A 15,816-nucleotide genomic window follows, 5' to 3' on the forward strand; every position below is an offset into this window, starting at 1 on the left:
CCGGCACCCGTGGTGAGCGCCCTCGTGGCCACGCACCCCCTTGCGACGGGCGCCGACTCCGTCAATGTCCGTACGCCCCCTGGCAGATGGTCACCTCTGGACTGTCCGCCTGCCAGCCGCCGTACTTCCTGCCGAGGGCACACACGTCCGGGTCCTGCGGCACAGCGGGGGCTGCGGGCGGGACGGCGACGCGGGGTTGGGGGCGCCGTGACTCGGGATGCGGGGCGGGACGGGGACGGCGCGGAGGGATCGCCGGTGCCGCAGTGGGCGGCGGGGGAGCCGCACGGCGCGGTGTCGTCGCACTCGGTGACGGCTTCCGGGACGGCCCGATGAGCTCCAGGGCCTCCCGCGCCGGGGCCTGCACGATCTGCGGCTCGGCCTCGCCGTCCGGACCCGGTGCGTCATGCCGGGACGGCGCGGGCGGCGTGCCGGAGGCAGGCGATCGCTGGACGGTCACACAGCCGGAGAGGGCCGTGACAGCCACGGTGACCAGGAGCGTTGCGGTCGTCGTCGTTCGATGCACCCGCTCAACTCTGCTGGGTCGGGCCTTCCTTGGGGAGCGGACAAGCGAAGGTTGCTCCACACGAGTGATCTTTCCGCTCCTCCGGTGGGTGTCGCCGTCAGCAGGGTGACCCGCCGCCGGGTGCCTCGACCTCCGCCGGCGCTGTGGTGCGTGCCTCGCCCTCTCGCCGGCGCTGTGGTGCGTGCCTCGCCCTCCCGTCGGCACTGTGCCCGGTGTTCTCACTCGCCGGTGGCGCCGTCGATCCGCCCCCGGATCAGATCCGCGTGGCCGATGTGGCGCGCGTACTCCTTGATCATGTGGGTGGTGGAGCCGGCGCAGGCTGATGGGTTCGCTGGTGAAGGTGGGTGCCTTCGCGCAGACGTCGTCCAGGGCGAAGCGCGCCGTGTTGCGCCGGGCGATCCCGATCTCCGTCTGCCAGGTGGCATACGCCTCGTCCCAGGTGTCCGCCTCGGTGACATGGAAGTCCCCGTCCGGGTCCGCTTCGGCGGCGTAGATCGGCCCCGCGTCGTCGGTCGCGAGGACCGTGCGGAACCAGCCCCGCTCCACCTCTGCCATGTGCTCATCGGCGTTCGTGGCGGGTTCGGTCCGCTCCGTCGTCATGGCGTCAGCATCCCCCTCAACAGCTCTCGGAAGCTCTCCCGCAGTTCGTCGACGTTCGGCACGGAGTCGTGGAACGAACCGGCCACGCACGAGAACATCAGCCCGTCGCACCACGCGACCAGCGACAGCACATGGCGAGCGGGATCGCGTGACCCCGCCGCCGTGACCAGCGCGTTCAGTGGATCCCGGAAGCGCTGCCCCGCCGCGTCGAAGAACTCCCGCAACTCGGGCCGCCGGGTGGCCTCCAGGGCCAGCTCGTAGCGGGCGACGAGCAGTTCACGATGGCGCGTCAGATAGCGGTGCAGGGCGAGCGCGAGACCGTCGGCGAGCGCGTCGAACCCGCCTCGCGGATCCGGCATCTCGTCGGGCGTCAGCACCTGCGCCTCGCGCTCCGCGAGCCTCCGTACGGCGGCCTCCAGCAGGGCGAGCCGGGTGCGCGCCTGGTTCGAGGTCGAGCCCTGGGGCAGCCCCGCCGCCTCGTCGACCGCGCGGTGGGTGAGACCGCGCATACCGCGCTCTGCGAGCAGGGCGAGGGCGGTGTCGGCGATGAGTTCGGCGCGGGACGCACCGGTGCTGCGTACGGACATGAGGTCAACCTACCCGGAGCACTACATCTGTAGTACGGTCGAGATGGCGGGCTACTACAGCTGTAGTGACCGAGGTGGTCCGGACATGTGCGGCAGCCGGAGCGGGTCCGGTCATCGCATACGCACGGTGCCCCCTGGGGGGCGAGGAGGAGTCATGGCACAACAGGCAGAGGCGCAGTCGAAGCCGCACGCCCCGGCACCCCGTGCCGTCGTCGTGGGAGGCGGCATCGGAGGTCTCACCGCGGCCGTGGCGCTGCTCCGCCGCGGCTGGCGGGTCACCGTCCTGGAACGCTCCCCTTCGCTCGCCCCGGTCGGCGCCGGAATCTCCCTCGCCCCCAATGCCCTGCGCGCGCTCGACGTGATCGGCGTGGGTGACGAGATCCGGCAACTCGCCGCCTGGCAGGGCGACGGCGGGATGCGCACCCCGGACGGCCGCTGGGTGTCCCGCACCAGTGCCGCCGCCCTCGCCGACCGCTTCGGCGGCCCGCTCGTGGTCCTGCACCGGGCGGCCCTCATCGACCGGCTGTCCGCGCGGCTCCCCGAGGGCACCGTGCGCACGACGGCCCCCGCGACCCTGGTCGACCCCGGCAACGGCACGCGCCCCGCCCTGGTCCGCACCCCGGACGGCCATCTGGAGGCCGAGCTGGTCGTCGGCGCCGACGGCATCCACTCCGCCGTACGGGAGACGCTCTTCCCGCGTCACCCCGGTCCCGTCCACTCGGGCTTCACCACGTGGCGCTTCGTCGTCCCGGCGCCGGAGCTGCGCTTCGCCGCGCACGAGACCTGGGGCAGGGGCCGGATCTGGGGGACGCAGCCGCTCCAGGACGGCAGGGTCTACGCGTACGCCGCCGCCGTGGCCCCCGCCGGGGAGCGAGCGGACGACGACGAGAAGCAGGAGTTCCTGCGCCGGTTCGGCGACTGGCACGATCCGATCCCGGCCCTGATCGACGCGGTCGGCCCCTCGGACGTACCGCGCCACGACGTCCATCACATCGCCGAGCCGCTGCCCGCTTTTCTACGGTGGACGGGTCGCCCTGCTCGGCGACGCCGCGCACGCCATGCCGCCGACCCTCGGGCAGGGCGGCAACCAGGCCATCGAGGACGCGATCGTGCTCGCCCACCACGCGCGCCCGGAGGGGACCGACCTGGCCGCTTACACGGCGGACCGCAAGCCCCGTACGACCGCCATCGCGCGGAAGGCCGTCCAGGTGGCGCGGCTCAGCCTGATGAGCAACCGCGCCGGCATCGCCGTACGCAATGCCGCGATCGCCGCGCTGTCCAAGGCCGGGCCCGCGCTGTTCCTGCGGAGCTTCGACGGCATCGCCGACTGGCGGCCGCCCGGGCAGCCGTATGCTTCCCCCGAGGTCAGGAACCCGCAACGCACCCTTTGAGGAGACCCCTGTGCTGTGCCTTCCCGGGGGACAATCCCCGGACTCCCGGCAGAAGAGCAGGTCGGCCTCGGTAACCGGCGCATCATCGAGAGGCGGGCTGTTGTGAAAGTCGGCTGCATCGGACTCGGCGACATCGCGCAGAAGGCCTATCTGCCGGTGCTCGGCGTCCAGCCGGGGGTCGAGCTGCATCTGCAGACGCGGACGCCCGCGACGCTCGGCCAGGTCGCCGACAGCCTCCACCTTCCCGAGGCGCAGCGACACACCGACCTGGCGGAGCTCCTGGCGCAGGATCTCGACGCGGCGTTCGTGCACGCCGCCACCGTCGCGCATCCCGAGATCGTCACGCGCCTGCTGGAGGCGGGGGTACCGACGTACGTCGACAAGCCGCTCGCGTACGAACTCGCCGACTCCGAGCGGCTCGTGCGGCTCGCGGAGGAGCGGAACGTCGGTCTCGCCGTCGGCTTCAACAGGCGTTACGCGCCCGCCTACGCGCAGTGCGCCGATCACCCGCGTGAGCTGATCCTGATGCAGAAGAACCGCATAGGACTGCCCGAGGCGCCGCGCACGATGGTCCTCGACGACTTCATCCATGTGGTGGACACTCTGCGGTTCCTGGTGCCGGGGCCGGTCGACGACGTGACCGTGCGGGCCCGCGTCGAGAACGGGCTGATACACCACGTCGTGCTGCAACTGGCCGGGGACGGCTTCACGGCGCTCGGCGTGATGAACCGGCTCAGCGGCTCGAACGAAGAGATCCTCGAGGTCTCGGGCCAGGACACCAAGCGTCAGGTGGTCAACCTCGCCGAGGTGATCGACCACAAGGGGCAGCCGACTGTCCGGCGGCGCGGGGACTGGGTGCCGGTGGCCAGGCAGCGCGGTATCGAGCAGGTGGCGATCGCCTTCCTCGACGCGGTGCGCGCGGGCAAGGTGCTCAGCGCCCGTGACGCGCTGGCGACCCATGAACTGTGCGAGCGGGTGGTACGTGCGGTTGAGGAGCGTGCCGCCGCGCTCTGATCGCGCGGGCGCTCTCCGTCGCGCACAGCGCCGCCAGCACCAGCAGGGCCGCGTGCACCGGCCAGTCGCCGAACCGGACGTACGGTGTGACACCCCGGGCCAGCGGCACCTCGTACACCATCGTCGTGCTCGCGTCCGTGCCGAGCCAGGAGCCGATGCGCTCACCGCTCGGGCCGTAGACGGCGGAGACGCCGGTCAGCGTCGCGTGCACCATCGGGCGGCCGGTCTCGGCGGCCCGCAGCGCGGCGAGCGAGGCGTGCTGCTCGGGTGCCCAGCTCTTCTGGAAGGTCGATGTCGACGACTGCGCGAGGAGCACCCCGGCGCCGTCCTGGGCGAGATGGCGGCTCATGTCGGGGAAGGCCGTCTCGAAGCAGACCATGGGGCCGATGCGCAGCCCGTGCCCGACGTTCATCACCACCTGTTCGGTGCCGCGTCTGCGGTCCTCACCCGCCGCCTTGCCCACCGAGGTCGCCCAGCCGAGCAGGGAACGCGCGGGTATGTACTCGCCGAAGGGCACGAGGCGCATCTTGTCGTACCGGTCGCCGGTCGGGCCCTGCGGTCCCACCAGGACCGAACTCTTGTAGATGCCGGGCCGGTCGGAGCGGCGCGCGTCGACGTTCACCAGGATGTCGGCACCGGTCAGGCGGGAGAGCGCGGCGATCCGGCTCGCCAGGTCGGGGCGGTGGGCCAGATCGAAGCCGACGCTGCTCTCGCCCCAGACGACCAGGTCGACGTGCTGCCCCGCGAGCGTCCGGGTGAGCGCCTCCTCGCGCGCGAACCGCTTGGCGGGGCTGCCCATGCCGTCGACGATCCCGGGCTGCACGACGGCGATCCGTACCCGCCCGTCCACGTCGGGTCGCGGCGACCACACCCACGCCGCCGAGGTCGCGGCAGCCGTCGCGAGCAGTCCTGCCACGGCGGGCATACGGGATTCACGCACCGCGACCAGTACGGCGACGGCGACGTTGACCGCCACCACCAGGAAGCTGAGCAGCCACACCCCGCCGACGGAGGCCAGCCGCAGCGCGGGCTCCACTTGCCACTGGCTCGACCCGAGCAGGCCCCAGGGGCCGCCCAAGCCCTGCCAGGACCGGGCCAGTTCGACCACCAGCCACCCCGACGGCAGTACGACGAGCGCGGCGCCGACCCGTCCCGCCGAGGGCACCCCGGCGAGGAACCGCCGGACGAGCCAGCCCCAAGGGGCCCACAGCACACCGAGCAGTGCCGCTATGAGCACCGTGAACACATGCAGGCTCGGCAGCAGCCAGTGGTGCACGGCGAGCATGAAGCCCAGCCCGCCGAGCCAGCCGTCGAAGGCGGCCCGCCTGCCGGTCGGGGCCGAGCGGGCCAGCAGGATCCAGGGCACGAGCGCGATGTACGCGAACCACCACCAGGACGGGGCGGGAAAGGCGAACACGGGCAACGCGCCCGCCAGCGCGGCGATGATCCCGCGTCGCCAAGGAGAGGCGAGCCATTGGTCGGGCCTCTTCATGCAGCGCCTCCCTCCCCAGGTGCGTGCCTCCAGTGTGCGCGTCGGTGACGATCTCCGACAGGGGGCCTCGGCGGGGGCGGCCCTGGTGGTGGGTGTGGTCGGTAGGGGGCCGCTCTGGTTGCGGGTGTCGTGGCGGGCCCGCCCTGGTGGCCGGTCTCGTGGCAGGAGCCCGCTCTGGTGGCGGGTGCCGTCGGTGGGGAGCCCGCTACGGTGGCGGTGCCATGGGGCAGCGGGCCCACTCAGGTGGCCGCCGGTTCCTGAAGCGTCCGCGGGGCGCGGCGCCACTTTTCCTGGACGATCACGTGGCGCAGCCGCCAGCCGTCGTCCGTACGCAGCAGCCCGAAGGCGTAACGGCCGCCGCACACGAAGTCCGGCGCGGTGGATCCTCCGTCGTGTCCCGCGAACCTCATCGGATTGATGTAATCCGCCTGGACCCGGGCCGTGTCGCCGGTGTCCTGCTCGAGGATCCCGAACCGGATGCGCCGGTTGACGATCAAATGCTGGCGCATCGGGAACAGCTCCATGCTCTGGGCGAGCCATCCCGCCACCTGGTCGGCGTTCCCCTCGATGCCGCCGGCCGAACGGTAGTCCGCGCGCCCGTCCGGCGCGAACAGCCCCCGGTACGCCTCCCAGTCGCCGTCGTCCACCGCCACCGCGTAGTCGGTGACGAGTCCATCCACGGCCAACCGGTCCATCACGGTCGCGAGCTCTACACGCTGCGTCATCGGCTCAGTGTTGGCCACGGAGCGTGCCACGCCAAGGGCCGTGCGGTGATATTCGGCGGCTGATAGTCGGTGGCCCCGACAGGTTCGTCCGGTGGACGCTGTTGCCCGTGAACGATCAATCGCTTGCGAACCAGCCCGGCAGGGCAGCGGCTCGATTCGTGCCCTGCGCGTCAGCCAACGAGACACTGGGCGCTCGTGGCCGGCGTAGCGGCCGATCCGCCTTGTAGGCAAAGGGGGTTGGCGCTGACCGACGATTCCTGTACTGCCCGAATGATCACCGTTCCGCTCAGCGCGCTCGAAGTGGCCATGGTCCAAACGGGCGCCCGAGCCGCAGACCCGTTACGAGACACCACCGAGTTCGCCCGACGCCTTGAGGACCTCGGTTACCTGCCACTCTGGTACGCCGAGCATCACCGTTCTCCGGTCATCGGAGCGTTCCCGCCCGTCGTCCTGACCGCCCACGCGGCAACATTTGCCAGGTCGCTCGCACTGAACCCGCCTGTTTAACTCAGGGGTATGGACCACATCTCGTTCATTGTGGTGGCAGTCATCGTTGCGGCGTTAGCCTTCGACTTCACGAATGGCTTTCACGACACGGCGAACGCGATGGCAACGTCCATCGCCACCAAGGCGTTGCGGCCCAAGGTCGCAGTCCTGATCAGTGCCGTGCTGAATATCGCCGGTGCGTTCCTGTCCACTGAAGTGGCGAAGACCATCTCGAACGGCATCGTGAACGACGCTCAGGTGACGCCGACCATGATCTTCGCGGGTCTGGTGGGCGCCATCCTGTGGAACCTGTTGACCTGGCTGGTCGGTCTGCCCTCTTCGTCTTCGCACGCCCTGTTCGGGGGATTGATCGGTGCCGTGTGGGTCGGGGCGGGGATCTCCGCCATCAACTTTTCCGAAGTGGTCGAGAAGATCATCATTCCTGCGTTCGCGTCGCCGTTCGTCGCCGGTACGGCCGCGCTGATGGCCACCTATGCGGCTTACCGGATCACCGTGCGCGCTCGCAAGGGCACGGTGACGCGCGGCTTCCGGCTCGGCCAGACGGCCTCGGCTTCGCTGGTCTCACTCGCGCACGGTACGAACGACGCGCAGAAGACGATGGGGGTGATCACCCTCACCCTGATCTCCGCCGGCACTCTCCCTTCCGGCTCCGGGCCGCCGCTGTGGGTGATCATCACCGCCGGGCTCACGATCGGCCTGGGCACCTATCTGGGCGGTTGGCGCATCATCCGGACGATGGGCAAGGGCCTGACCGACATCGAATCCCCTCAGGGCTTCGCGGCCGAGACCTCCTCCGCCACCGTCATCCTCACCTCGGCGCACTTCGGCTTCGCCCTGTCCACCACCCAGGTGTGCTCGGGCGCCATCATCGGGGCCGGGGTCGGCAAGCGGCTGGCCAAGGTGAGGTGGGGAACAGCCGGGCGTATGGCGATCGCCTGGCTGGTCACCCTGCCGTCGGCCGGTCTTGTCGGCGCGGTCGCGGCTGTGGGGGTCACGCAGGGCGGGAACCTCGGCCTCGCCCTGGTGTCCTTGTGCGCATTCGCCGTCGCCGCGGTCATCGTCGTACTCGCCCGACGGAATCCGGTCACCGCGCGCAACGTCAACGAGGCCAAGACGGTACGGGTCGGTCTCGCGGTGCAGACGGGCGGGGGCACCGGCCGGTGACCTGCCGGCAGAACCGGACCAGTGCGGCGCAGAGCTATGAGCGAGAGGAAGGTCGGTCGGGATGAACCTGCATTGGAGCGCACTCGGCCAGGTGGTCGTAGTGGGAGCGGGCGCAGCACTTGCTGTCGTCGTTGTCTTTGCTTTCGGTGTGGTCGCGCTGTCCCAGCGGGACACAGCACGCGAGCACGGCGAGGCCGGAAGGGCCGCACTCGCGGCTGCCGGAACGTGCTTCATGGCCTGTGCCGCCGCGGTGCTCTACGGGATCTACCTCATCGTTCCCCAATTCCATCGGTGATCCCGACGCGATACCAGGAACCAGATGCCGCCTGCCGGCGCGGCGGACCGTGCTGTCGCCTTCGCCGGTGCAGGCGGCTCATGGACCGCTGCCACCAAGACCCTTGCTGCTGTCCTGGATGCCTGCGTGCCCGACGGTCTTCGATGTCACGCTCCGACCTCGTCGGCGATCTCGCCGATCGCCTCGGCCAGCAACGCCGGGTGGGACAGAAACGGATGGTGGCCGGTCGGCAGGTCGATCACCCTGGACGCCCGCCGGGCGAACTCCCGCTGCTTCGCCGGCGGCGTGGCCCGGTCCTCTGTACAGACGACGTAAGTCGAGGCGGTCTTGTGCCAGGCGATGCCGCGCGGAGCCTGAGCGAAGACCGCCTGTGACTGCGGTCCCAACCGCTGGAAGGCACTCGCCTCGGCCTCCTCGTCGCAGTCGTACATGAAGGCGCCCCGCAGGTCGACCGCCGTATTCGGGACGACCGTGCCGTCATCCCTCGGCACGACCCAGGGCGCGGGTTCCGGTCCGGCCAGGGAGGCGAGGGATTCGCCGCGGTCCGGCACGACCGCGGTGACATAGAGGAGGTGGCCGACGTCTCGCCGGCCCGCGGCGGCGTCGGTGATCACCATCCCACCGTAGGAGTGCCCGATCAGCAAGGCGGGGTGCCCCGGCTCCTCATCGAGTACGGCCCGCACGGCGTCAGCGTCGGCGTACAGATCCGCCCCACACGCAGCCCCAGCCTGTTCGCCGCAGCTGGGCAGGTCCACGCTGCGGCTCTCCAGGCCCAGGACGGCGAGTGGTTCCACCATTCGGTGCCACCACCAGTCGGCATCCAGAGCACACGCTCCGTGGACGAACACGACCCTCATGCGAGGCCTCCCTCGGTTCCGCGGCCGCACCGCGACGACCGTCCACCCAAGCCATCATGTCCAGCCGGAAGGTCAACCGCCCTTCCTCTGCGGTCCCGCGCGTTCAAGCACGGGGAGCACCCGGGAGTCCCGCCCGTCGAACTCGCGCAGCTGCTCTCCCGGCTCCGCCTGCGCGGTCCACGACTCCTGCGCCGCCTCCGCCCGGAACGCGGCCACGATGTTGAGCAGTTCCCCACGACGCACCCAGTAGTGCACGAAATGCCGGTCCGGTCCGAGCCGGACTCCAGTATCCGGCAGGTCCGCATCGGCCACTTCATCGACCGAGAGCAGCGCCCGGTAGGCAGCGGTTTTCGAGAAGACTGCCTCATCCGCGCCGAAGAGCCACTGGCGGGCCGCGGACCGCACCCCGTCCGCGGCCACGACCAGGTCCGCCCCCAGGCACTCGCTGTGTCCTCGGCGGCCGCCACGCTCGGCAGCCCCGGCGAGTTCGTGCACTACGCGGCCACCAAGGCGGCCGTCGACGCGCTCACGACGGGTCTGGCCAAGGAACTCGGCCCCGACGGCATCCGCGTCAACGCGGTCGCACCCGGCATGATCGACACCGAGATGCACGCGACGATGGGCGACCCGGGCCGCGCCGAGCGCGCCGCCTTCTCGATTCCGCTTCGACGCGTCGGTCGGGCGGAGGAAATCGCCGCCGCCATCGCGTGGTTGATGTCGCCCGACTCGTCGTACCTGACGGGGGCTGTGCTTCGGGTGTCCGGGGGGCGGTGACGGAGCGCCGCTCGGCCGCCGGTGCTGAAGGGCGGGTGCGCCGGCCTCAAGTGGCGGGCTGCCGTGGGGATGTGCCGGCTTCGGCTGGCCGACTACCTTGCAGACGCGCCGGCTTCGACTCGCCGGCTGTCGTGGAGATGCGTCGGCCTCAACTGACCGGCTGTCGTGGAGATGCGTCGGCTTCGACCGGTGGGAAGTCAGGCCCGGTCGGCGCGCTCACCCCGCGGCTCTCATGCCGCCTCGACGACCTCTCCCCGTATCGCTTGCGCCCACTTCACGACCAGCAGTTCGTACTCCGCTCGCTCCTGGGCGGACAGGGAACCGCCCGCGCGCGTCCACAGGGCACGGATCTGCTCGTTTAACGCGGCAGCGGACCGCACGGAACCAGAGGGAGTGAAATCGGGGGACATGCGCACAAGCCTAGGGGCAAGGACTGACAGTGCGCTACCGGACGGCTACTCATGCCGTATGTGCTTCGTCACGGCGGGCGGGGAATCCGACGCGCTGCCCGTCGAGTACCGCCTCGGCCGGGCTCAGTCGATCCAGACGACGACGCACTGACCGCGCAGTTGCGCGCCGCGGAAGAAGGCACGCAGCGCGAGGAAGTGCTCGACCAGGTAGTCCCGTACGTTGCCGCGGAACCCCTCGAATCCGACGACGGAGGCGGCGGCCTCCGGGGACTGCGGCAGATCCGCGAGGACTTGGCCGATGTCCACGGCGAAGAGGGCGCGGGTGATCTCGTCGACCGCGGCAGGAGTCAGCAGACCGGGCGGGTCGGTGAGGCCGTCGTACACCTCGTCGTGGTCGAGGAAGCCGATGTCGCCTCCGGGGTCTCCGGACAACGCCCGGTCGAGCGCATCGATCAGACGTGGGTGGGCGGCCGGCTTGCGGCAGTACCAGAGGAGACCCCACAACGCCCAGTCGGCGTCGAGGAGATCGCGGGGCGGAGGGGCCCAACCGGGAGCGGCGCCGGGCGAACCGAGGGCCGACTCACGACGCCGCGCCAGGTACTCCGGAGAGACGCGGGCGAACTGCTGGGTCAAGGCCATGCAGGGGAGTATGGCCAGGCCCGAGGCCCGCTGTCGCTGGACTTTCGCGGGGTCGTCGAGGCGCTGCGTTCAAGCGCGCTGCGTTCCCGGTCCGGGCCTCGCGCTCACGCTCGCCCGGCCCGGGCGCGGGACAATCGCGTATGTCGCCAGCGGTGCGCGGATCGAGGAGGAACCCTGGGCACTCGCCCTGTCCAGGACCATAGGGACGCCGGGGGCGCCCGGGGTGTGAGTCGTCAGCCCGACGACTCCGCCGCGTGCGGGCTCAGCCCGCCCGTCGCCACCAGCGCGATGATGACGATGCCGAGAGCGATCCGGTACCAGACGAACGGCATGAAGCTCTTGTGCGAGATGAACTTCATGAACCACGCGATGACGGCGTAGCCGACCGCGAACGCGATCACCGTCGCGAAGATCGTCGGGCCCCAGGAGATGTGCCCCTCCTGGGCGGCGTCCTTGAGCTCGAAGGTGCCGGAGGCGAGGACGGCCGGCATGGCGAGGAGGAAGGAATAGCGGGCGGCTGCCTCGCGGGTGTAGCCCATGAACAGGCCGCCGCTGATGGTCGCGCCGGACCGGGAGACTCCGGGGACCAGTGCCATCGCCTGGCAGAGGCCGTAGAGCAGGCCGTCCTTGGCGTTCAGATCCTCAAGTGTCTTGCGCTGCTTGGCCGCCCGGTGCTTGCCGCCCGTCTCGTCGCGTGCCGCGAGCCGGTCGGCGACGCCGATGACCACGCCCATCACGATCAGCATCGTCGCGGTGACCCGAAGATCGCGGAAGGGTCCCTCGATCTGGTCCTTGAGCGTCACCCCGAGCACACCGATCGGAATGGAGCCGACGATCACCAGCCAGCCCATCTGTGCGTCGTGGTCCCGCCGCATCGCCTTGTTGGTGAGCGAGCGGAACCACGCCGCGAGAATCCGTCCGACGTCCTTGCGGAAGTAGATCAGGACCGCAGCCTCCGTGCCGAGCTGGGTGATCGCGGTGAAGGCCGCGCCCGGGTCGTCCCAGCTCGCGAACGCCGCGGTCAGACGCAGATGGGCGCTGGAGGAGACGGGAAGGAACTCGGTCAGCCCCTGGACGAGTCCGAGGATGAGGGATTCAAACCAAGACATGAAGTTACGTGGTCCAAGTGCCGATGGTGGGAGGGGCGACGGGCACGCCGTGCCGCCGTTCGGGTGATCACGGGTGTCGAGGGCAGCGTAGCGTCCGTCTGTGACGGCCCGGCCGCAGGGGTTTCGCAGCCGTACGACGCGGTCCTGCCCGGGGCGCGCGGCAACGTTGTCCATGGTGTGACCGGGGTGTTGACCGGCCGCCGGATCGCCGCATACGTTGCAGCCGGAGGGAAAGCGCTTGCTGTCACTGGGTCTCGCCCGGGGGCATCATGCGTTGGCCAACGTCTGACGTCACGTCCGATGGAGCGCTGATCACGTACATGAGCACATCCCGCACCGCAACCGGCCCCGAGATCTCCGCGAACATCCCCGCGACCGCGTTCGACGGCCGCCGCGTCCGGGCCGCCCTCATCGGCGCCGGCGCCATCGCGCGCGGGAGCCACTACCCGGCGCTCGCGCGGCTCGCCGAGGAGGGCGAGACGGAGATCGTCGCCGCGGTCGACATCGCCGAGGGTGCGGTCCGGGAGTTCTGCGCGGAGGCGGGCATCCCGCACGCGTACACCGATCTGGACCGGATGCTCGAAGAGCAGCGGCCCGACCTGGTCGCCATCTGCACCCCGCCGACCCTGCACCGCGAGCAGACCGTCGCCGCGCTGCGCGCCGGCGCCTGGGTGTGGTGCGAGAAGCCGCCCGTCCCGACGCTGGCCGACTTCGACGCCGTCGAGGCGGAGGAGGGCACGGACGGGGGCCCGTACGCGTCCATCGTCTTCCAGCACCGCTTCGGCTCGGGCGCCCGGCACGTACGGCGCCTGATCGCCGCGGAGGCCATGGGCCGTCCCCTGGTCGCGCACTGCCAGACCACCTGGTATCGCAACGCCGACTACTACGCCGTGCCCTGGCGCGGACGCTGGGCGACCGAGGGCGGCGGGCCCGCGATGGGACACGGCATCCACCAGATGGACCTGCTGCTCGACCTGCTGGGGCCGTGGAGCGAGGTGCGGGCGATGGCCGGACGCCTGGTGCACGACGTGGAGACGGAGGACGTCTCGACCGCCCTCGTCCGCTTCGCGAGCGGCGCGATGGCCACCGTCGTCAACAGCGTTCTGAGCCCCGACGAGGTGAGCCGCATCCGCATCGACTGCGAACGCGGGACCGTCGAGCTCACGCATCTGTACGGGCACAGCAACGACAACTGGCGCATCACACCGGCACCGGATGTGCCGGACGCCGATGTCGCGGCCTGGCGGGACTTCGGCGTGGACGTGCCGAGTTCGCACCTCGCGCAGTTGCGGGAGCTGGTCGCGAGCATGCGCGCCGGGGAACGGCCGCGCAGCAGCGGCGCCGACGGACGAACCAGCCTGGAACTGATCACCGCGCTCTACAAGTCGGCGTTCACGGACACGACCGTCCGCGCGGGGGAGATCGGCCCGGGGGATCCGTTCTACGCGGCCCTGCACGGCGGTGCGCCCGGCTGGGCGCCAGTGGTTCCGGAGGCTTCCCTGGGCCAGGAGGTGCCGGCGTGACCACGTCCTCGAAGGGCGGCCTGCGCCTCGTCCACACACATGGGGAGCGCGTCGCCGTCAGTGAAGTCACCAGCGGCGTCGAGCTGTTGAGCTACGTCTACCGGCCCGAGGCCGCCTGGGAGTCCCCGAAGCCGTATCTGCATCCGCTCAGGACGCTGGCGAACAACGTCGTCACGGACTACCGGCCCAACGACCACCGCTGGCACAAGGGCCTGCAGATGACGGCCTCGCACCTCTCCGGCCAGAACCTGTGGGGCGGCAACACATACGTCCACGGAAAGGGATATCTCGAACTCCCAGAGCGTGTCGGGTCGATGGCGCACGTCACGTTCGACGAGATCGCCTCGGACGGTGCCCGCGCGGTCATCGCGGAACGCCTCACCTGGTATCCGTACGACGGGGATCCGTGGGCCGACGAGGAGCGCCGCATCGAGGTGCACGACATCGATCCCGGGGCGGGCTCCTGGGCGCTGACCTGGACCACCGCGGTCACCAACCGCCGTGAGGAGCCCCTGCGCTTCGGCAGTCCCACTACCGCCGGGCGGGAGATGGCGGGCTACACGGGCCTGTTCTGGCGTGGCCCGCGCGCCTTCCGCGGCGGCCGGGTCATCGGGCCCGACTCCGAAGGGTCCGGGCTGATGGGGCGGCAGGCGCCGTGGCTCGCGTACTCGGGGGAGCACGACGGCTCCGACGGCCACGCGACCCTCGTCTTCGCGCACGCCCCCGAGAACGACCACTCCGGATCACGCGGCGCCCACCCGGCCCACTGGTTCGTCCGCAACGAACCCTTCGCGGCTGTCGCCCCGTCGCTCGCCTTCTTCGACGAACTGGAGCTCGCGCCCGGGGACACGCTCATCCGCCGCTACCGGGTCGTCGTCGCGGAGGGCGCCTGGGAGCGCGAGGAGATCGCCAAGTACCTGGAGGAGCATCCCTGGTGAGCGCTGTGATCCCCGGCTTCGCCGGACTCCCGGGGGCCGTCGCGGTCTCGCACCTCTGCGTCTACGACTGGCCCGCGGCCGACGGCGTGCGCGGCGGAACCCCTCATCTGCACCTGACCTGTTCGGAGGCGTACGTCGTCACCGGCGGGCGCGGATCGGTGCAGACGCTGACGACGTCGGGGTACGAGGTCACACCGCTCGGCCCGGGCACCGTCGCGTGGTTCACGCCCGGCACGATCCACCGGCTCGTCAACGAGGACGACCTGCGCATCACCGTCCTCATGCAGAACAACGGTCTGCCGGAGGCCGGCGACGCGGTCCTCACGTTGCCCCCTGCGTATCTGGCCGACCCCGAGACCTACGCGGCCGCGACCGTCATCCCGGCCGACGCGAACGAGGCGGAGCAGGCGCGGGTCGCCCGGACCCGGCGCGATCTCGCCCTGGAGGGCTACCGGGCGCTGCGCGACGCGGACGGGCCCGAGCCGCTCGCCGCGTTCCACCGGGCCGCTGTCGCGCTGGTGCGGCCCCGCCTCGTGGAGTGGCGCGAGCGGTGGCGGCGCGGCGCCGAGGCGGCCGCCGCGGCCACGGGGGACCAGCTCGACCGCCTGGAGCGGGGCGACACGTCCCACCTCGGTGATGCCGTCGTGCGGGCCGAGCAGCCGTCCGCGTACGGCCGGTTCGGGATGTGCGGACGGCTCGACGTCTACAAGGGGACCGTCTAGGCCTGTAAACAGGGGACCGTCCAGGCCGGCAAGGGGCCCGTTGGGCCTGCGCCGGGCCGCGCGCTACGCCGCCGCGGGCCCCGTCACCGTCCAGCCCGGTGCCTGTGGGTGCGCCTTCAGGTCGCCTTGCTTCACCTCATTGCCGCACTCGGCGCAGACGACCTGCGGGACGAGTTCGTGGCCGCAAAGGTGCTCGATCACCATCGGGCGGTTGCCGTCGGCGTGGAGGTGGCGGTCGCCCCACGCCATGAGCGTCCACAGGACCGGCACCAGCTCCAGACCGGCCTGGGTGGGCCGGTACTCGTAGCGCTTGGGGCGGTCGCTGTACTGGATCTTCTCCAGAACGCCGGCGTCGACGAGCCGCTTGAGGCGAGCCGTCAGCACATCGCGCGGGGCGCCGATGTTGCGGACCAGCTGGTCGAACCGCGTGGCGCCCAAGGACACCTCACGCAGTACGAGCAGGGAGTACTTCTCGCCGACGAGGGCGAGGGTGTCGGCGATCGAGCAGGGGCGCGCGTCCTTCATGCCACCAGTTTAAGGGGTGGG

At 71.0% G+C, this 15,816-nt stretch carries 16 protein-coding genes and 4 pseudogenes; 9 read left to right on the forward strand and 11 right to left on the reverse strand.

Annotation, left to right across the window (positions count from 1 at the left end; all coding sequences use genetic code 11):
- Positions 1-61: 61 nt before the first annotated feature.
- The 3 genes and pseudogenes from ACZ4RZ_RS38605 to ACZ4RZ_RS38615 form a co-directional block, all read right to left on the reverse strand.
- The gene (locus ACZ4RZ_RS38605) at positions 62-523 is read right to left on the reverse strand and encodes a hypothetical protein (RefSeq protein ID WP_467751850.1); all 462 of its coding nucleotides are present in this window, start codon (positions 521-523) and stop codon (positions 62-64) included.
- Between the two features lie 218 nt (positions 524-741).
- Positions 742-1,123, reverse strand: a pseudogene (locus ACZ4RZ_RS38610) (mycothiol transferase).
- The gene (locus tag ACZ4RZ_RS38615) at positions 1,120-1,710 is read right to left on the reverse strand and encodes a TetR/AcrR family transcriptional regulator (protein ID WP_467751852.1); all 591 of its coding nucleotides are present in this window, start codon (positions 1,708-1,710) and stop codon (positions 1,120-1,122) included. Before ACZ4RZ_RS38615 ends, ACZ4RZ_RS38610 begins: the two are co-directional and overlap by 4 nt.
- Before the next feature lie 154 nt (positions 1,711-1,864).
- Here ACZ4RZ_RS38615 and ACZ4RZ_RS38620 point away from each other — a divergent pair.
- A pseudogene (locus tag ACZ4RZ_RS38620) lies at positions 1,865-3,101 on the forward strand (FAD-dependent oxidoreductase).
- Between the two features lie 102 nt (positions 3,102-3,203).
- The gene (locus ACZ4RZ_RS38625; RefSeq protein ID WP_467751854.1) at positions 3,204-4,115 is read left to right on the forward strand and encodes a Gfo/Idh/MocA family protein; all 912 of its coding nucleotides are present in this window, start codon (positions 3,204-3,206) and stop codon (positions 4,113-4,115) included.
- Here the strand turns inward: ACZ4RZ_RS38625 and lnt are convergent.
- Positions 4,033-5,607 (reverse strand): apolipoprotein N-acyltransferase, encoded by a 1,575-nt coding sequence (gene lnt, locus ACZ4RZ_RS38630; RefSeq protein WP_467751855.1) that lies wholly within the window; start codon positions 5,605-5,607, stop codon positions 4,033-4,035. The two genes, ACZ4RZ_RS38625 and lnt, sit on opposite strands and share 83 nt — an antisense overlap.
- 239 nt (positions 5,608-5,846) lie before the next feature.
- A complete protein-coding gene (locus ACZ4RZ_RS38635; protein WP_467751857.1) occupies positions 5,847-6,332 on the reverse strand; it encodes a nuclear transport factor 2 family protein in 486 nt (161 codons plus the stop codon).
- A 270-nt stretch (positions 6,333-6,602) separates the two neighbouring features.
- On the opposite strand from ACZ4RZ_RS38635, the pseudogene ACZ4RZ_RS38640 reads away from it, so the two are divergent.
- From ACZ4RZ_RS38640 to ACZ4RZ_RS38650, 3 genes and pseudogenes are all read left to right on the forward strand, one after another.
- Positions 6,603-6,824, forward strand: a pseudogene (locus tag ACZ4RZ_RS38640) (LLM class flavin-dependent oxidoreductase); the annotation flags it as partial.
- 24 nt (positions 6,825-6,848) lie between these two features.
- Positions 6,849-8,003 (forward strand): inorganic phosphate transporter, encoded by a 1,155-nt coding sequence (locus ACZ4RZ_RS38645; protein WP_467751859.1) that lies wholly within the window; start codon positions 6,849-6,851, stop codon positions 8,001-8,003.
- Positions 8,004-8,064: 61 nt separating this feature from the next.
- The gene (locus tag ACZ4RZ_RS38650) at positions 8,065-8,298 is read left to right on the forward strand and encodes a hypothetical protein (RefSeq protein ID WP_467599396.1); all 234 of its coding nucleotides are present in this window, start codon (positions 8,065-8,067) and stop codon (positions 8,296-8,298) included.
- Between the two features lie 146 nt (positions 8,299-8,444).
- Here ACZ4RZ_RS38650 and ACZ4RZ_RS38655 read toward each other — a convergent pair whose 3' ends face one another.
- Positions 8,445-9,155 carry an alpha/beta hydrolase gene (locus ACZ4RZ_RS38655; RefSeq protein WP_467751861.1) on the reverse strand — a complete coding sequence of 237 codons (711 nt, stop codon included), beginning with the start codon at positions 9,153-9,155 and terminating at the stop codon, positions 8,445-8,447.
- Positions 9,156-9,227: 72 nt separating this feature from the next.
- A complete protein-coding gene (locus ACZ4RZ_RS38660) occupies positions 9,228-9,575 on the reverse strand; it encodes a hypothetical protein (RefSeq protein ID WP_467751862.1) in 348 nt (115 codons plus the stop codon).
- Between the two features lie 27 nt (positions 9,576-9,602).
- On the opposite strand from ACZ4RZ_RS38660, the pseudogene ACZ4RZ_RS38665 reads away from it, so the two are divergent.
- Positions 9,603-9,929 (forward strand): annotated as a pseudogene (locus ACZ4RZ_RS38665) (SDR family oxidoreductase); the annotation flags it as partial.
- A 230-nt stretch (positions 9,930-10,159) separates the two neighbouring features.
- Here ACZ4RZ_RS38665 and ACZ4RZ_RS38670 read toward each other — a convergent pair.
- The 3 genes from ACZ4RZ_RS38670 to ACZ4RZ_RS38680 all read right to left on the reverse strand — a co-directional run bounded on the left by ACZ4RZ_RS38670 (position 10,160) and on the right by ACZ4RZ_RS38680 (position 12,087).
- Positions 10,160-10,339, reverse strand: coding sequence for a hypothetical protein (locus tag ACZ4RZ_RS38670; RefSeq protein ID WP_467751863.1), 180 nt, complete (start codon positions 10,337-10,339; stop codon positions 10,160-10,162).
- A gap of 123 nt (positions 10,340-10,462) precedes the next feature.
- Positions 10,463-10,978: a DUF1877 domain-containing protein gene (locus ACZ4RZ_RS38675; protein ID WP_467751864.1), complete on the reverse strand. Its 516-nt coding sequence runs from the start codon at positions 10,976-10,978 to the stop codon at positions 10,463-10,465.
- Positions 10,979-11,211: 233 nt separating this feature from the next.
- A complete protein-coding gene (locus tag ACZ4RZ_RS38680) occupies positions 11,212-12,087 on the reverse strand; it encodes an undecaprenyl-diphosphate phosphatase (protein ID WP_467751866.1) in 876 nt (291 codons plus the stop codon).
- Positions 12,088-12,407: 320 nt separating this feature from the next.
- Here ACZ4RZ_RS38680 and ACZ4RZ_RS38685 point away from each other — a divergent pair, with 320 nt between their 5' ends.
- From ACZ4RZ_RS38685 to ACZ4RZ_RS38695, 3 genes are read left to right on the forward strand one after another with little or no spacing between them, the layout of a single operon-like run.
- A complete protein-coding gene (locus ACZ4RZ_RS38685; RefSeq protein WP_467751868.1) occupies positions 12,408-13,610 on the forward strand; it encodes a Gfo/Idh/MocA family protein in 1,203 nt (400 codons plus the stop codon).
- Positions 13,607-14,548: a DUF6807 domain-containing protein gene (locus tag ACZ4RZ_RS38690; RefSeq protein WP_467751870.1), complete on the forward strand. Its 942-nt coding sequence runs from the start codon at positions 13,607-13,609 to the stop codon at positions 14,546-14,548. Before ACZ4RZ_RS38685 ends, ACZ4RZ_RS38690 begins: the two co-directional genes overlap by 4 nt.
- The gene (locus tag ACZ4RZ_RS38695; RefSeq protein WP_467752007.1) at positions 14,542-15,270 is read left to right on the forward strand and encodes a cupin domain-containing protein; all 729 of its coding nucleotides are present in this window, start codon (positions 14,542-14,544) and stop codon (positions 15,268-15,270) included. Before ACZ4RZ_RS38690 ends, ACZ4RZ_RS38695 begins: the two co-directional genes overlap by 7 nt.
- Before the next feature lie 63 nt (positions 15,271-15,333).
- Here the strand turns inward: ACZ4RZ_RS38695 and ACZ4RZ_RS38700 are convergent, their stop codons facing one another.
- Positions 15,334-15,795, reverse strand: a complete 462-nt coding sequence (locus ACZ4RZ_RS38700) for a winged helix-turn-helix transcriptional regulator (protein ID WP_467751871.1) — start codon at positions 15,793-15,795, stop codon at positions 15,334-15,336.
- Between the last annotated feature and the right edge of the window lie 21 nt (positions 15,796-15,816).

The organism is Streptomyces sp. NPDC027189 (assembly GCF_055566975.1).

Coding starts and splice junctions, on each gene's coding strand:
- ACZ4RZ_RS38615 (WP_467751852.1), bottom strand. CDS start 1,710: ATGTCCGTACGCAGCACCGGTGCGTCCCGCGCCGAACTCATCGCCGAC.
- lnt (WP_467751855.1), bottom strand. CDS start 5,607: ATGAAGAGGCCCGACCAATGGCTCGCCTCTCCTTGGCGACGCGGGATC.
- ACZ4RZ_RS38635 (WP_467751857.1), bottom strand. CDS start 6,332: ATGACGCAGCGTGTAGAGCTCGCGACCGTGATGGACCGGTTGGCCGTG.
- ACZ4RZ_RS38645 (WP_467751859.1), top strand. CDS start 6,849: ATGGACCACATCTCGTTCATTGTGGTGGCAGTCATCGTTGCGGCGTTA.
- ACZ4RZ_RS38650 (WP_467599396.1), top strand. CDS start 8,065: ATGAACCTGCATTGGAGCGCACTCGGCCAGGTGGTCGTAGTGGGAGCG.
- ACZ4RZ_RS38655 (WP_467751861.1), bottom strand. CDS start 9,155: ATGAGGGTCGTGTTCGTCCACGGAGCGTGTGCTCTGGATGCCGACTGG.
- ACZ4RZ_RS38670 (WP_467751863.1), bottom strand. CDS start 10,339: ATGTCCCCCGATTTCACTCCCTCTGGTTCCGTGCGGTCCGCTGCCGCG.
- ACZ4RZ_RS38675 (WP_467751864.1), bottom strand. CDS start 10,978: ATGGCCTTGACCCAGCAGTTCGCCCGCGTCTCTCCGGAGTACCTGGCG.
- ACZ4RZ_RS38680 (WP_467751866.1), bottom strand. CDS start 12,087: ATGTCTTGGTTTGAATCCCTCATCCTCGGACTCGTCCAGGGGCTGACC.
- ACZ4RZ_RS38685 (WP_467751868.1), top strand. CDS start 12,408: ATGAGCACATCCCGCACCGCAACCGGCCCCGAGATCTCCGCGAACATC.
- ACZ4RZ_RS38700 (WP_467751871.1), bottom strand. CDS start 15,795: ATGAAGGACGCGCGCCCCTGCTCGATCGCCGACACCCTCGCCCTCGTC.